The sequence below is a fragment of the Nannocystis sp. genome (assembly GCF_016714285.1).
GTDB lineage: Bacteria > Myxococcota_A > Polyangia > Nannocystales > Nannocystaceae > Nannocystis.
Genome location: NZ_JADJNN010000003.1, coordinates 646,619 through 661,815, shown reverse-complemented (window position 1 = coordinate 661,815; position 15,197 = coordinate 646,619). Strand labels below are relative to the sequence as shown.

Sequence of the window (15,197 nt, the reverse complement as noted above, 5' to 3'; positions counted from 1 at the left end):
TGCCTTCGCTCACACCCCGCAGCTACAACTTCCAGCGCCGGCCGTGCTCCACCAGCAAGGACCGCAGCGCCGCCTCACCCGCGAGCGACGGCCGCGGCTGCCCCGGCGGCGTCGCCCCGGCCAGCACCTCCACGCAGGCGTGCACGCTGTCCGCCAGCCCCCCGAGGTCGTAGCCACCCTCGAGCGCCAGCACCAGCCGCCCACCCGCCGTGTCCTCCGCGATCTCCCGGGCCACCGCGCACAGCCCCGCAAAGCCCTCCGCCGTCACCTGCATGTCGCCCAGCGGGTCGTCGCGGTGCGCGTCGAAGCCCGCCGACACCAGCACCAGGTCCGGACGAAAGCTCGCCGCCACCGGCCGCAGCAGCGCGGCGAACACCGCCGCATAGTCCCCGTCGCCCATCCCGCCCGGCAGCGGCGCATTGACGGTGTACCCGAGCCCCGCCCCAAAACCTTGCTCGTGCACGGCGCCGGTGCCCGGGTAGTGCGGCCACTGGTGCGTGTTGAACACCAGCACGTCGTCGCGGCCCGCGAAGATGTGCTGCGTCCCGTTGCCGTGGTGCACGTCCCAGTCGATCACCAGCACCCGCTCCACACCGAGCTGCTGGCGCGCGTGCTCGGCCGCGATCGCCACGTTGGCGAACACGCAGAAGCCCATCGCCCGCGACACCTCCGCGTGGTGCCCAGGCGGTCGCACCAGCGCGAAGGCGTTGCGAGCCGCCCCGCTGACCACCGCCTCGACCGCGTCGATCGTCGCCCCCGCGGCCAGATAGCTCGCGTCCGTGCTGCCTGCCGACATGCGCACATCCTCGTCGATCTCCACCTGCTGCCCGCGCACCTGGTCGATAAAATCGACGTACTCCGCCGCGTGCACCCGGCCGACCTGCGCTCGCAGTGCCGGACGCGGCGCCTGCCAGCGCGTGCCGGCCACCGGACGCGCCCGCAGCCGCTCGAGGATCGCCTGCAAGCGGGCCGGGCTCTCGGGATGCCGGGGCCCCTGATCGTGCGCCAGCATCGCCTCTTCGCAGAGCAGCAGGGTCGTCATGCGACCCCATCCTGGCCCGGCTCAGGGCACAAAGCCAAGCGAGATCTTGAGCAGCACCTCGTCCTTGATCAGGTCGTCCGGCTTGCCCGGGTACACGATCTGGAAGTCCTTGCGGTTGATCTTGAACTCCGCGTCGCCCTTGGCCCCGCGGTCGTCGACCGTGATCGTCGCCGGGAAGCTGATCGACTTCTTGACCCCGTGCAGGTCGAGGTCACCGGTGACCTCATAGTTGGCCGCACCGGCCACCTTCGCCTCGATCTTGGTCGAGCTGAACTCGGCCTTCGGGAACTTCTCCACGTCGAAGAAATCGGCGCTCTTGAGGTGCGTCGTCAGGTCCTCCGCGTCCGAGCTCACCGACGCCATCTCGATCGAGAACTTGACCGACTGCGGCACCGTCCCCGCGACCGTCGCCTCGCCCGTAAACTTCTTGAAGTCGCCCTTGTGGTCGCCCGTGATCTTGGCGCCGACAAACCCGATCGTGCTCGCCGCCGGGTCCGCCTTCAGCGTCCTCGCCTCCGCCTTCGGCGCGTCGGCCTTCGTGTCCGCCTTCGCGTCCGCCTTCGCGTCGGTGGCCGGCTTCACCTCGCCCTTGGCGTCGGCGACCTTCGCCACCGGCTTGCCATCGAGCTCACTCTTGCAACTCACCGACAGCAGCAGCGCCGCCAGCAGGACCTTGTTCGTGTACGTCATCGCCGCGGACCTTATCACCGCCCCCCGCCCGCGCGACAGCCCACAGCCCACAAGACAGCCCACAACAGCCCGTTGCACCCCGCGCAACAATCCCCACGCTGACCCTCACCCCCCCATCATCCGCTGCATCCACGCCGTCGCGCGATAGCGGTCCCACCCGTCCGGCAGCACCGTCACCACCGGCCCACGCAGCCCGCCGCGCGCCGCCACCCGCAGCGCCGCCACGACGTTGGTCCCCGCCGACCCCCCGACCAGCAGCCCCTCCTCGACGATCAACCGACGCACCATCGCGAAGCTCTCCTCGTCGCTCACCCGCTCCGCCGAATCGATCACCGCCCGGTGCAGGTTCACCGGCGCCTCGCTCGCCCCGATCCCCTCCACCGCGTAGCTCGCGTCCTTGCCGTCCGTCCGCCCCTCCACCCAATCTGCCAGCAGCGACCCGACCGGATCTGCCAGCACCACCTGCACCCCCGGGCACGCCGCCTTCAATCGTCGCCCGACCCCGCTGATCGTCCCACCCGTGCCCGCGCCGACCACGAAGGCCCCGACCTGCCCGTCCGTCTGCGCCAGGATCTCCGCCGCCGTCTCCTCCGCATGCACGTCCACGTTCACAGGATTCTCGAATTGATCGGTCAGGAACCACCCGCGCTCCGCCGCCAGCCGCCGCGCCACATTGCGAAAGTTATCGACGTGCCCCGGCGCCGCGTTCGGCGTCACGATCACCTGCGCCCCGAGGCCCGCCAGCGCCTGCCGCTTGTCGACCGACATCTTCTCCGGCATCACGCAGACCAGGCGATATCCTCGCACCGCCGCCACCAACGCCAGCCCCATCCCCGTATTACCCGCGGTCGCCTCGATCAAGGTCATCCCCGGCCGCAACACCCCACGCGCCTCCGCGTCGCGCACGATCCCGCGGGCGATGCGGTCCTTCACGCTCCCGCCCGGGTTCATGTGCTCGCACTTCGCCAGCACCGTCAGCCCGCCGCCGATCCGCCGCAGCGGCACCAGCGGCGTACCACCGATATGATCGAGGATCGTCGTCACCCGCCCGCGAGCATACACCGCCGCGCGCACCGGCTATAACCCGGCGATGTCCTCCCTCCCGCTCGCGGGCCTGCGAGTCGTCGACCTCTCCCGCGTCCTCGCCGGCCCCTACGCCGCGCAGATCCTCGGCGACCTCGGGGCCGATGTCATCAAGGTCGAGCACCCCCGCGGCGACGACACCCGCCGCTGGGGCCCGCCCGACCACGACGGCGTCGCCGCCTACTATCTCAGCGCCAACCGCAACAAGCGCTCGCGCCTCCTCGACTTCACCCGCCCGGACGACCACGCCGCCCTGCTCCGCCTGCTCTCCCGCGCCGACGTCCTGATCGAGAACTTCAAGCCCGGCGACCTCGCCCGCCACCAGCTCGACTTCCCCAGCCTCCACCCTCGCTGCCCGCGCCTCGTCTATTGCAGCATCACCGGCTTCGGCCACACCGGCCCGCTCGCCCCGCGCGCCGGCTACGACGCGCTCATCCAGGCCATGGCCGGCCTCATGAGCGTCACCGGCCCCGACCCCGAGCACCCCACCAAGGTCGGGGTCGCCGTCGCCGACCTCAGCACCGGCCTCTACGCCGTCATCGCCATCCTCGCCGCCCTCCGCGAGCGCGAGCGCAGCGGCCTCGGCCAGCACTGCGACCTCGCACTCTTCGACGTCCAGGTCGCCGGCCTCGCCAACCTCGGCATGAACTTCCTGTGCAGCGGCGAGGTCCCGCGCCCGCTCGGCGACGCCCACCCGACGATCGTCCCCTACCAGAGCTTCGCCACCGCCGACCGTCCGCTCGTCATCGCCGTCGGCAACGACCCCCAGTTCGCCGCCCTCGCCCGCGCCCTCGGCGAGCCCGGCTGGGCCGGCGACCCGCGCTTCGCCAGCAACCCCGCCCGCGTCCGCCACCGCGAGCTGCTGGTCCCCGCGATCCAGGCCAGGCTGTCCCTTGGGACACGTGCCCACTGGCTCGCCCGCCTCGCCGACACCGGCGTCCCACACGGACCGATCCAGAACCTCGGCGAGCTCGCCCACGACCCCCAGCTCCTGGCCCGCGGCCTGTTCACCGCCATGGACGACGCCAGCACCCCCTGCCTGCGCAGCCCGATCCACCTGTCGCGCACCCCGATCGCCAGCTACCGCCGCCCACCCGCCCTCGGCGAGCACGCGGGCGCCGACTGGGACGAGTGACACTCCGAGCGCCGCCAGGCGTCCCGTGACTCACAGGCCCTCGCAGACCCACATCGTGCCGTCGTGAAAGACCTTCTCGGGGCACACAGCGACCGACGAGCAGCCGCACTGGCCGGCAAAGCACGTGTCGCTCTTGTAGCTGATGCACTGGTCGTCCGCGTTGCAGCCGCAGCGGCCGTCGATGCACGCGGCCGCGCCCTGGGTCATGCACTCGGCGTCGCTCTGGCACACGCAGTCGCCGGCGCTGCAGTGCGGCCGGTGGGTGCTGCCACAGTCGGCGTCGCTCTCGCAGGGGTTGATGCAGGTGCCGCCGTCGCAGGTCCACCCGGTCACGCCGCACACGGTGATGTCGGCGCCGCCTTCATACGGCGGCACCATGAGCTCCTGGGTACCGGCCATGCACCCGCGCTGGCCGGGGAGCGGCGCGCAGCGGCCCAGCTCGTCGACGCGGGCGCAGGCGTAGCCCATCGGGCACTCGGCCTGAGCGACGCAGAGGCCGAGCCATTCGCTGTGGACAACGGTGCACTCGAAGTCGATGGCGCACGCGTTCGGCGAAAACTCGGTGCAGGTGCCGTTTTCGCAGGTCGAGCCGATGTCCGTGCCCGCGATCTGACAGTCGATGTCAGCGGTGCAGCGCTCCTGGCAGTATGTGCCCGGCGGTCCCGAGGTCGGGTCGGTGGTCGGACCCGTGCTGGTCGGGCTGGCCGTGGCGGATCCGTCGGTGTCGGTGGTCGCTTCGGTGGTAGTCGCGAGGGTGGCGTTCGACGAGGACCCGCCCCTGTTGTCGCCGCAGGCGAGGACGAGGAGGCACCACGACGCGATGCGAGGAGCCGAGCGGCGCATGATCCAGCAGCATCGGCGGATCCCGATGTGCCTGTCAATGCGGTCAGCGCGGGAGCGCGAGGTCGGACTCGGCCGGAGGACAGCGGTTGAGCTTCGTTTGGAGCTCACGAACAGCTGCCCGGCATCGCCGCCGCCTGTCCGTCGAGCCAGGCGACCCGCGCGTCGATCCACTCCATCAGCGCCGTCACCTCCTCGTCGTAGGTCGGCCGCGAGAAGCAGTTGGGGAAGATCATCATCCCCAGCGTCGGCCAGCGGACCTGATCGCGGACGCGGGCCTTCGCCGTGTACGCCACCCAGCTCGCCACCCGCGCGGCGAAGCTGTCGCTGCTGATCGGCCCGCCTCGCAGCGCCTGCCAGCGGCACTTGAACGCGCCCTGGAACGCCGCGTCCGCGAACAGCGAGAGCCAATATGTGGGCATATCGTCGGGCGCGCCGCGCACGTTCTGGTAGGCCCAATTGTCGGTCGCGCAGTTGTAGCCAGTCACGTTGCCGTTGGCGAAGGCCAGGTCGTAGTCCCACAGCGGCCCCATCGCCAGCCGCCCGCCATCCTCCGCCGACGCCTTCGTCATATAGACGCTGTGCACATAGCCGTCCCAATTATTGGTCAGCTCCTCGACGATCGAGTGGTCCACCCACGACGGCAGGTCGATCCAGCTGGCGTGGTCCGCCGGATCTGCCTGCAGCGCGTCCTCAAAGTCCTGCATGTAGCCGCGCAGGTACGTGGATTGCTCGGCCGTCAGCTTTGACGCGTCGGGATAATGAAAAGTGTACACATACCCGTTGCTGGTCGCAAAGTCCTGCTCGTAGACCACGCCGTCCACCGTCTCGGGCCCCTTGCCGCCGCCCTCGTGGCGCAGGATGTACCCGCCGCTCACGTCGCCGGCCTTGGCGGTCGCCGCCGGCTTGTCGACGTCGCAGCGGGTCTCGTCGCGACGAATGCGCTCCCATACCATGTAGAGCCCGCGGTAATCACCGTCGATCACCAGCTCGACGAAGCGCGTCCGCGGGCTCCACTTCCCCAGCTCCTGCCCGAGCGCGAACACCAGCGCGTTGCGCATGCAGGTCTTGTCCGTATAACAAGCATAGAGCGCGAAGTCGCTGCCGGCGGGCAGCCCGAGCATCGTCTGGTCCAGCCCGTTGCCCGCGCCGTCCTGCAGCTCAAACGCGTAACCCTTCTTCGGCAGCGTCCACGTGAAGTTCCCGCGGCCCTCGAACGCGATCTTCGTGGTCAGCGTCGGCGAGATCTTGTCGAGGTCGGTGAGCGTCCCGTCGTGCTCCTCGAACACCTCGATCGTCCCCGCGATCTCGACATCCTTCTCGATCGTCTGCCCGCCCACGTTCACCCGCAGCACGGGCAGCACCTTGGGCAGCTCCATGCCCATCGTCACCGCATCGGGCACGTACGCGTCCGAACACTCGTTGGAGCAGCCGTCCCGGTCCTCCTGGTTGCCGTCGTCGCAGGCCTCGCCCTCGTCGACCACCCCGTCGCCACACACCGGCGCCAGCATCGTCGTCGCCTCGCCGCTCTCGCCCGTCGCCCCGCTCGACCCGGCGCTCGAGCTCGTCGGCGTGGGCTCCGTCGTGCTGCCCACTGCCGTTGTCCCGCCCGAGCTCGAGCTCCCCGCCTCCATCGTCGCAGGCCCGGCGTCACCGCAGGCCAGACCGGGCAACACCACCGTCCACGCGATTGCCAGCCAGGAAGCGCGCATCCTTGCGACCTTGCGGGCGGCCCGCGGGCCAGTCAACGCCACTCCCAGCCCAGGCACCGCAGCCCTACTTCCCGCCCTGGGCCTCGACGAAGAACTTCCCCGCGGCCTTGCCGATCATCTTCCCGGCCATGCCCATGCGCTGGTGGTCCGACGGGGTCGTCATGCTCGCCCCCACCATCGCGTTGGTGTCGATGATGTCGGTGAAGTTGCCGTCGCGGCCCCACGAGAAGCGCGCCGCGATCTTCGAGGGCAGGCTGTACACCGGGGTGTAGATGCCGGTCTGCACGTCCACGTACTGCACCACCACCGCCGGCTGGGCCGGATCGAGCGGCCCGGCCCCGGTGGTGAAGCTGACACCCGCGCCGACGGTGCCCGTCAACCCCTCGAGGATCGCCGCGTCGGTCTCCTGCTTGATCACCTGGAAGTCGGCCTGCTCCCCCGCGTCCTTCTCGGCCAGATACTCCGCCTCCGACTTGCCGAGCACGCGCACCTGCGACCAGTCGAAGCGCACCTGCACCTGCTTCACCCCCGCCAGTGCCGACGGCGGCCCCGACTTCTGCACCACCGTGTACGGCGAGCACGCGGGCACGATCGGCGCCGCGGCAGCGAGGAGGACGAGCGCGAGGGTGAGGTGACGGGACAAGGCCTTCATCACCGCCACTCTATCGATTGTCTCAGGCCCAGGCGACCACGACTTGCCGCGGCCCGCGATACGGCAGGCGCCCGTGCGACACCGCGGCGTTATCGATCACCACCATATCGCCCTGCTGCCACGGCTCCGCGATCAGGTGGCGCCAGATCGTGTCGCGCACATGCTCGAGATCGGCTTCCGCGATCTCGCGCCCGCCCCGGTGCGTGCAGTGCATCGCCTGCGCCTCCGACCCCTTGCTGCGCCGCTTCACCGCCGTCATCACCCGCGCGAAGCCCCACAGACCGAGGCTGCGCAGATCGCCGGTGCGCCCGTAGATCCGCCGCAGCTCGGCCGCCGCGGTCGACAGGTGGAACACCTGCACGTGGTTGAACCACACCGGCACGCCCGTCTCCGGGTGGGCCCGCAGCGCGTCGTGCTCGCTGATCAGGCGCAGGCGGTCGCCCGGGCCCCAGGCCAGGTCCGTGAACACCCCCTCGGCCGCGCACTTCGCCTCGACCGCCGAGCGGTCGGTGGTCTGGAACAGCTCGTCCCAGCGCTTGAGCTGCCACAGATCGAAGCGCCCCTTCCCCGAGGGCCCGCCATAGTTGCGGATGATGCGGATCCCCCCGCGCTCGAACCGCTCGCGGACCGCCGGATCGAGCTCCGCCGCCACTGTTCGCATGTCGCACAGCGGCGTCTCGCCGCCGCCGCCCTGCGGCGCCACCAGACAGGCGAACATCAGCCGTCGCGGCGGGGTCTTCACGAAGGTCATCTCGCAGTGCTGCGGGATCGGGTAGTAGGGCGGCAGCTCGCTCGCCGAGAACACGTACGGCGTCAACGCGTCGCGCGGCGAGGTCCCGAGGTACTCGTTCTGCAGCGTCGGCTCGACCGCGCGGGCCGCCACCTCGAACTCGGCCGGCGTGCGCAGGCCGAAGCCCCGCAGCAGCGCCGCCCCGCGGGTGTTCAGCTGATCGCCGAGCCACCCGCGCTCGTGCTCCACGAACTCCAGCAGCCCCGCCAGACCGCCTCCGCCGCTGGCCACCGGCAGGCTGTCGCCCGCCTCATTCCGGATCGTCGAGAACTGGGGCATCGGCTCAGCTCCCCCGCAGCTCGAGCCAGAGCTTGTCGACCAGGTTCTCGGTCTCACCGAACCAATGTTCGGACACGTGCAACTTCGGCATCAGCGTCTCGGGCGGGTACACCTGCGGGTCATCCTTGTCGGTGATGAGGCCGCGCTCGAGCGCGACCCGGTTCGGCGTGGCGAAGTGGAGGAAGTTGGCGTTGATCGCCGCGATCTCCGGGTCGAGCAGGAACTCGATGAACGCGTGGGCCAGCGGCGCCTGGGTGCTCGCCGCCGGCACCGCCAGATAGTCGACCCAGTACGCCGCGCCCTCCTCGGGGATCACGTAGCGCAGGCTCGGCTTGCTGCTGCGCGCCCGCATCAGGTCGCCGCTGTCGATCTGCGCGATCCAGGTCTCGCCCGTCACCAGCGCCCGCGCCGGGCTGCTGTCGTACGCCCGCAAGATCTTCTTCTGCTCCTCGAGCATCGGGAAGATCTTGTCCTGCAGCGCCGGCTTGTCGGTCGAGTTGATCCCCATGCCCGCGGCCAGCAGCGCCTGGTCGAACACGTCGCCCTTGCTGTCGATCACGCTGATCCGACCGGCGTAGCGCAGGTCGAACAGCGCCTTCCAGCTGGTCGGCGGCGCCGCGATCTTATCGCTGTCGTAGCCGATCCCCGTCGTGCCCCACAGATACGGGATCGCGTGACACGCCCCGCCGCGCTCGGCTCGCGCGCGCCACGGCGGGAACTTCTCCGCCAGGTTCGCCACCCCCGGCAGCTGCTTCAGGTCCAGCGCACGCACCAGCCCGTGCTGCTGCAACCGCGACATCTGGTAGTCGAGCGGCACGCACAGGTCGTAGGCCGCGCGCGCCTGCAGCTTGGCGAACAGCTCGCCCTCCGACAGATAAAAATCCTGCGTGACCGTCGCTCCGCCCTCGCGCGCCGCGAAGCGCTCCACCACCTCGGGCGCCAGATAGTCGCCCCAGTTGTACAGCGTCAGCTGCCGCGACTCCCGGCTGCAACCCGGGCCCACGAGCCCACCCAGCCCCATCACCCCCGGGAGCCCGCCGAGCAGCGTGCAGACCTTTCGTCGGCTCAGGCTCATCGCTCGCCACGCTACACCGCCCGCAGCCGCGAGCGCAACGTCACGGTCCGCCCGCTCGCCGCCACCCCAGGGCGTGGCTAGCCTGCGCCGGCCCGGGACCACGATGGCGAAGTACCTCATCACCGGCGACCCGGTCGCCAGCTTCCAGCCGCGCTTCGACACCACGCTGCGCGTGATGGCCGAGCTGCGAGGGCGCGGGATCGAGGTCGACTACTGCGATCTCCTCGCCTGCGACCCCCACGTGGCGAGCGCGACCTACCTCGCCGCGCTCCCGGTCAACGCCGTCGTCCACGTCGACCCCGCCCGCGAGCCCTACGCCACGCTCGGCCCACAGCGCCGCGCCGACGCCCGCGACTACACCGTCCTCATTCACCGCAAGGACCCGCCGGTCGACGCCACCTACCGCGCCCACGCCAACCACTTCGCTTGCTTGAGCCCTGGCTTCGCTGGCCTGCACGTCAGCTCCGCAAGCCTCCACCCCGGCTCCGCGGACCTGAGCACATGTCCCGGTCCTCCGCGCGAGCGCGGCCCGCTGCAGATCAACGACCCCGCCGAGGTGCTCCGCCACTCGGAGCACCTGCTCGCCGCCACCCTGTTCCCCGAGTTCGCCGTCCCCACCGTCCACTGCCCCGACCTCCCGGCCCTGCTGCGCGCCGTCCGGGCCCAGCCGCTCGAGGCCGTCGTCAAGCCGCTCGGCGAGTGCAGCGGCCGCGGCATCGCCTTCTTCCCGCCGCTCGCCCCCGAGGCCGAGCTCGCCGCCTACTGGGCCGCCCACGCCGACACCAGCGGCGTGGTTGTGCAGCCCTTCCAGCCCGCGATCTCCACCCGCGGCGATCTCCGGATCCTGGTCATGAACCGCCGCATCCTCGGCAGCGTCGCCCGGATCCCCGGCCCCGGCTCGCGCCTGGCGAACCTGCATCAGGGTGCGAGCGTCCGCGCCTTCGATCCCACCCCGCGCCAGCTCGCCGCCGTCGCCGCCGTCGCCGACGCCCTCAGCCCGCGCGGCCTCCACCTCCTCGGCCTCGACTTCATCGGCGACCTGCTCTCCGAGATCAACTTCACCAGCCCCTCCGCGCTGGTCCAGATCAACGAGGTCATGCACAAGCGCGCCGAGCAGGAGCTCGTCGACGAGATCGTCGGCATGAGCCAGATGCACGGCACGGTCTAGATTGTCGAGATCGAGCCGCGCGCCGGGCTCCGCCGCGCCGGGCCCGATGTGGCATGATGCGGGGCCGCCCGCTGCATGCACCCCGCCGACCCCAACGACCACGACGAGGGCGCGCCGCATGCGACGGATGCACCTGTCCTTTCAGACAGCCACGACCGCCGCGTCGTCGTCGGTCAGATCTACGAGGTCACGATCGCCGACGAGATCTCGCGCCCCGTGATCGGAGCCAACGGCGTGTGCAAGCTCGGCGACGCCGACATGCGCCTCCCCGGCGCCCGCAAGGGCGAGCGCTACCGCGTCCGCGTCATCGCCGTCGGCGTCAACCAGTGGACCGGCCGCATGGAAGCCACGGTCCAGAAGCTCGCGGGCCCGCTGTAAAAACCCCGAATTTCGCCTCCATTCGCCCGCCACAGCCCGTGCTCGCAAGCGAGCCCATCGACCGTCGACAGCGGGTCGCGGCGCGTCTACCGTCGGGGCATGAAAACTCTGGCCTGTCACCCAGCCCTTCGCCTCGGCCTCGTCGCCCTCCTGCCCCTCGCCTGCGGCGATGACACCGGCCGGACGGAGGAGAGCGCCGGGCAGACCACCTCCGCCACCAACCCCAGCACGAGCATCTCCGCCACCGACAACCCGACGCAGGGCTCGGTCAGCGACACGGTCCCGACCACCACCGACACCACCGCCGGCTCGGGCTCCGCCTCGCAGACCGGCACCGAGGCGACCACCGCCAACACCAGCGACCCGAGCGCGACCGCCACCGACAGCGCGACCACGATGCAGGTCTCGGTCAGCGACACCGACCCGAGCACGACCACCACGGCCAGCACCGGCGGCGGCGACAGCACCACCGGCGAGCCCTGCATCGACTTCTCCTGCGCCGACGACAACCAGTCGGTCCTGTGCGGCGGCGAGGTCGTCGAGGTGTGCGCCCAGGGCAACTACTGCGTCGACGCGGCCTGCGTCCCGCTGACCCCCTGCGAGGCCGCCGAGCTGTTCCAGAGCTCCGAGGGCTGTGAGTACTACGCCGTCAAGAGCGAGCTCATCGCCGAGGCCGCCGGCTCGTGCTTCGCCGCCTTCGTCGCCAACACCAGCGACCAACCGGTCAAGCTGACCGTCGAGTACAACGGCGCCGTCCTGCCGATCGCCAGCTTCACGCGCATCCCCTCGGGCCAGGGCAAGAACATCGTCTACGGCCCCTACGACGCCAACGTCGGCCTGCCCGTCGGCGAGGTCGCGATCATGTTCCTCTCGCGCGGCCCCGGCGGCTTCCCCAACTGCCCCGCGCCCGCCGGCATCCTGCAGGAGACCCACGTCGTCGGCACCGGCTTCGGCAAAGCCTTCCGCATCAGCACCGACTACCCGGTCGCCGCCTACCAGATGCTCCCCTACGGCGGCGGCTCGGTCGCGGCCACCTCGGCCACCCTGCTGCTGCCGACCAGCGTCTGGGACATCAACTACATCGCCATCAACGCCTACCTCAAGAGCCAGGCCGTGCCCCAGGCCAACCCGCTGTTTAGCGTGGTCGGCGCGGAGGATGGCACCGAGATCACGATCGATCCCAAGGTCGCGATCGTCGGCGGCAACGGCGTCCCCGGCGGCCCCGCCGGCGTCCCGATCAAGTACATGATCAACCGCGGCCAGACCCTCCAGTTTAGCCAGCCCACCGAGCTCACCGGCTCGCCGATCGTCGGCAACAAGCGCTTCGGCATGTTCGGCGGCGCCAGCTGCCTCAACGTGCTCCCCAACGCGATCGCCTGCGACGGCGCCCACCAGCAGATCCCCCCGGTCAAGGCCCTCGGCAACAGCTACGCCGCCGTCCGCTACCGCAACCGCGTCAACAACAACGAGGAGTCCCCGCCGTGGCGCCTCGTCGGCGCCGTCGCCGACACCAACCTGACCTACATCCCCGCCAAGCCCAACGGCGCCCCCGACGTCCTCACCCTCGGCCAGGCCGTCGAGTTCAACGCCGCCGGCCCCTTCCTCGTCTCCAGCCAGGACCTCGACCACCCGTTCTACTTCGCCGGCTACATGACCGGAGGCGCCAACTACGGCGGCACCGGCGACCCCGAGTGGGTCAACGTCATCCCCACCGCCCAGTACCTCGACGAGTACGTGCTCTTCACCGACCCCACCTACCCCGACACCTCGCTCGTCGTCGTCCGCAACCGGAAGGACGGCGCCTTCGCCCCCGTGAACCTCGGCTGCGCCGGCGACCTCGGCAACTGGACCGCCCTCGGCCAGGACCAGGAGTGGACCCGCGTCGACCTCGTCACCGGCAACTTCCAGGACCAGGGCAACTGCTCCAACGGCCGCCACGAGATGAAGAGCGACAACCCCTTCGGCGTGACTGTGTGGGGCTGGGGCTCGAACGCCAGCGTCGGCTTCAACTCGGTGTACGTGTCGTACGCCTATCCGGCCGGCGCCGCGATCAAGTCGATCAACGACGTCGTCATCCTCCCGCAATGATCTGTCCCTCGGGACAGGCGCCAATCAGCCCCCGCTTCGCGCCCCGCCAAGGCCCCGCCTCCGCGCGGGACCGGCCCGCGGGGCGCCGGCCCCGCTGCCGAATTTCCTGGCGAGAAGGCCTGATTTCTGGCGAAGCGATCGCGGGGCCGCTCGCGCGCGCATGTGCTACCTGTCCCTTGGGACAGTTTCATACGAGCGGGAGACGCACATTCCCCGGCGTGGGGGCGACCGCGAGCCAGAGCTCGCCGCGTGACGGCGCAGCGACGCGCCTGCTCGTGGGCCGCTCGACACCGTGGATCGGTTTAGCCTACGTTGATCCGCGATGACACCGCTGGCTCGCGCCTCAGTGCTCGCCGCTGCGTTGCCACTCGCTTGCGGCCAAACCGTCGGCGAGTGGACGGGTGACGTCGACGCGACCAGCGGCTCGAGCTCCGGCGTGCTCGTCACGAGCTCCGGTGCGCCGACCGGCGCACCCACCACGACGCCCGCCGCGAGCAGCAGCGACCCGAGCACCAGCAACGACACCAGCACCACCGACATCACCAGCGAGCCAGACATCACGACCACGAGCGGCGAGGAGCAGAGCAGCACCAGCACCGGCGAGCTCAGCACCAGCAGCACCAGCAGCACCAGCAGCACCAGCGGCAACGTCAGCGGCGGCTCCGGCACCGGCTGCACCCTCAGCTGCGCCCCCGAGTTCGACGCCGTCCTGTGCGACGGCGAGGTCATCGAAGCCTGCGAGCCAGGCAGCTACTGCCTCAACGACGGCTGCCAGCCGCTCAGCGCCTGCGACGCGGCCGGCCTGCTCCAGCGCTCCGAGGGCTGCGACTTCTGGGCCGTGAAGACCGAGCTCAACCCCGAGGCCGAGGGCGCCTGCTTCGCCGTGTTCGTCGCCAACACCGGCACCACCGCGGCCCACCTCACGGTGCGCCACGGCAACACCATCCTCCCGGTCAACAACTTCTCGCGGATCCCCAAGGGCCAGGGCCAGGACCTCGGCTTCGCCCCCTACAACAACGCCGCCGGCCTGCCCGTTGGCGAGGTCGCGATCCTCTTCCTGTCCCGAGGGCCAGGTACCTACCCCAACTGCCCCGCCGGCCCCGCGATCCCTGAGGAGACCCAGATCGCCGGGACCGGCCGCGGCCTCGCCTTCCACATCACCAGCGACGTCCCGGTCGCCGCCTACCAGATGCAGCCCTTCGGCGGCGGCTCGGGGGCGGTCACCGCCGCCTCCCTGCTGCTCCCGACCAGCGTCTGGGACCGCAGCTACATCGCCGTCAACGCCGGCCCCGCCGGCCCCTCGGGCACCCCGCTGCTCACCTTCATCGCCCGCGAGCAGGACACCAACATCACGCTGCGCCCCAACGCCGCCGTCAAGGCCGGCAAGGACGTCAAGGGCGGCCCCGCCGGCGTGCCCCTGACCTACACGCTGTCCCGCGGCGAGAGCCTGCAGATCAACCAGAACGACGAGCTCACCGGCTCGACCATCCTCGCCGACAAACCATTCGCCCTGTTCGGCGGCTCGACCTGCCTCAACATCCCGACCGACACCTACGCCTGCGACGGCGCCCACCAGCAGATCCCCCCGGTGCGCGCCCTCGGCAACGCCTACGCCGCCGTCCGCTACCGCGATCGCGACCCCAACAAGCCCGAGTCCCCGCCGTGGCGCCTGGTCGGCGCCGCCAAGGACACCCAGCTGACCTGGACCCCCTTCAAGCCGCCTGGCGCACCGACCACCCTCACCCTCGGACAGGTCGCCGACTTCAACGCCGCCGGCCCCTTCCACGTGCACAGCCAGGACGAGCAGCACCCCTTCTACGCCTCCGCCTACATGACCGGCGGCCAACCCTTCGGCGGCGCCGGCGACCCCGAGTGGGTCAACCTCATCCCGCCGGCCCAGTTCCAGCGCCGCTACATCTTCTTCACCGACCCGACCTACTCGGAGACCGAGCTGGTGGTCGTGCGCCGCGAGGAGGACGGCGGCTTCGCCGACGTGGTCCTCGGCTGCACCGGCCCGCTCGTCGCCTGGAAGCCGCTCGCCCCCGGCCTCGAGTGGACCCGCGTGCAGCTCGTCACCGGCAACTTCACGAAGGTGGGCAAGTGCGCCAACGGCCGCCACGAGATCGTCAGCGAGAAGCCCTTCGGCGTGACCGTGTGGGGCTGGGGCTCCGCCGCCAGCCAGCTCGTCTACACCAAGTTCGTGTCCTACGCCTACCCCGCCGGCGCCACGATCCGATCGATCAACACCGTCGAGATCGACTGACC

The 15,197-nt window shown here is 70.7% G+C and carries 13 protein-coding genes; 5 read left to right on the top strand and 8 right to left on the bottom strand.

What is annotated here, in order from left to right; translation table 11 throughout:
- Nucleotides 1-22: 22 nt before the first annotated feature.
- The 3 genes from IPJ59_RS10340 to IPJ59_RS10330 form a co-directional block, all read right to left on the bottom strand.
- Nucleotides 23-1,042, bottom strand: coding sequence for a histone deacetylase family protein (locus IPJ59_RS10340; protein WP_293258896.1), 1,020 nt, complete (start codon nt 1,040-1,042; stop codon nt 23-25).
- 21 nt (nt 1,043-1,063) lie between these two features.
- Complete coding sequence (locus IPJ59_RS10335; protein WP_293258898.1) at nt 1,064-1,732, bottom strand: YceI family protein; 669 nt, start codon at nt 1,730-1,732, stop codon at nt 1,064-1,066.
- A 105-nt stretch (nt 1,733-1,837) separates the two neighbouring features.
- Complete coding sequence (locus tag IPJ59_RS10330; RefSeq protein ID WP_293271177.1) at nt 1,838-2,776, bottom strand: PLP-dependent cysteine synthase family protein; 939 nt, start codon at nt 2,774-2,776, stop codon at nt 1,838-1,840.
- A gap of 46 nt (nt 2,777-2,822) precedes the next feature.
- Between IPJ59_RS10330 and IPJ59_RS10325 the strand changes: the two genes are divergently transcribed.
- Nucleotides 2,823-3,950: a CaiB/BaiF CoA transferase family protein gene (locus IPJ59_RS10325; protein WP_293271175.1), complete on the top strand. Its 1,128-nt coding sequence runs from the start codon at nt 2,823-2,825 to the stop codon at nt 3,948-3,950.
- A 30-nt stretch (nt 3,951-3,980) separates the two neighbouring features.
- Here the strand turns inward: IPJ59_RS10325 and IPJ59_RS10320 are convergent, their stop codons facing one another.
- The 5 genes from IPJ59_RS10320 to IPJ59_RS10300 all read right to left on the bottom strand — a co-directional run bounded on the left by IPJ59_RS10320 (nt 3,981) and on the right by IPJ59_RS10300 (nt 9,298).
- On the bottom strand, nt 3,981-4,793 hold the full coding sequence (locus IPJ59_RS10320) for a hypothetical protein (RefSeq protein WP_293271173.1): 813 nt from the start codon (nt 4,791-4,793) through the stop codon (nt 3,981-3,983).
- A 104-nt stretch (nt 4,794-4,897) separates the two neighbouring features.
- Nucleotides 4,898-6,502 carry a CotH kinase family protein gene (locus tag IPJ59_RS10315; protein ID WP_293271171.1) on the bottom strand — a complete coding sequence of 535 codons (1,605 nt, stop codon included), beginning with the start codon at nt 6,500-6,502 and terminating at the stop codon, nt 4,898-4,900.
- A 64-nt stretch (nt 6,503-6,566) separates the two neighbouring features.
- Nucleotides 6,567-7,154, bottom strand: coding sequence for a hypothetical protein (locus IPJ59_RS10310; protein WP_293271169.1), 588 nt, complete (start codon nt 7,152-7,154; stop codon nt 6,567-6,569).
- A gap of 22 nt (nt 7,155-7,176) precedes the next feature.
- The gene (locus IPJ59_RS10305) at nt 7,177-8,223 is read right to left on the bottom strand and encodes a TauD/TfdA family dioxygenase (RefSeq protein ID WP_293271167.1); all 1,047 of its coding nucleotides are present in this window, start codon (nt 8,221-8,223) and stop codon (nt 7,177-7,179) included.
- A 4-nt stretch (nt 8,224-8,227) separates the two neighbouring features.
- Nucleotides 8,228-9,298, bottom strand: a complete 1,071-nt coding sequence (locus IPJ59_RS10300) for an ABC transporter substrate-binding protein (RefSeq protein WP_293271166.1) — start codon at nt 9,296-9,298, stop codon at nt 8,228-8,230.
- Nucleotides 9,299-9,401: 103 nt separating this feature from the next.
- Between IPJ59_RS10300 and IPJ59_RS10295 the strand changes: the two genes are divergently transcribed.
- The 4 genes from IPJ59_RS10295 (at nt 9,402) to IPJ59_RS10280 (ending at nt 15,195) form a co-directional block, all read left to right on the top strand.
- Nucleotides 9,402-10,466, top strand: a complete 1,065-nt coding sequence (locus tag IPJ59_RS10295; protein WP_293271164.1) for an ATP-grasp domain-containing protein — start codon at nt 9,402-9,404, stop codon at nt 10,464-10,466.
- A gap of 75 nt (nt 10,467-10,541) precedes the next feature.
- Entirely contained in the window at nt 10,542-10,844 is a 303-nt protein-coding gene (locus tag IPJ59_RS10290) for a hypothetical protein (protein WP_293258914.1), read from the top strand.
- A gap of 99 nt (nt 10,845-10,943) precedes the next feature.
- Complete coding sequence (locus IPJ59_RS10285) at nt 10,944-12,932, top strand: IgGFc-binding protein (protein WP_293271162.1); 1,989 nt, start codon at nt 10,944-10,946, stop codon at nt 12,930-12,932.
- Nucleotides 12,933-13,254: 322 nt separating this feature from the next.
- Nucleotides 13,255-15,195, top strand: a complete 1,941-nt coding sequence (locus tag IPJ59_RS10280; protein ID WP_293258918.1) for an IgGFc-binding protein — start codon at nt 13,255-13,257, stop codon at nt 15,193-15,195.
- The last annotated feature ends 2 nt before the right edge of the window (nt 15,196-15,197 follow it).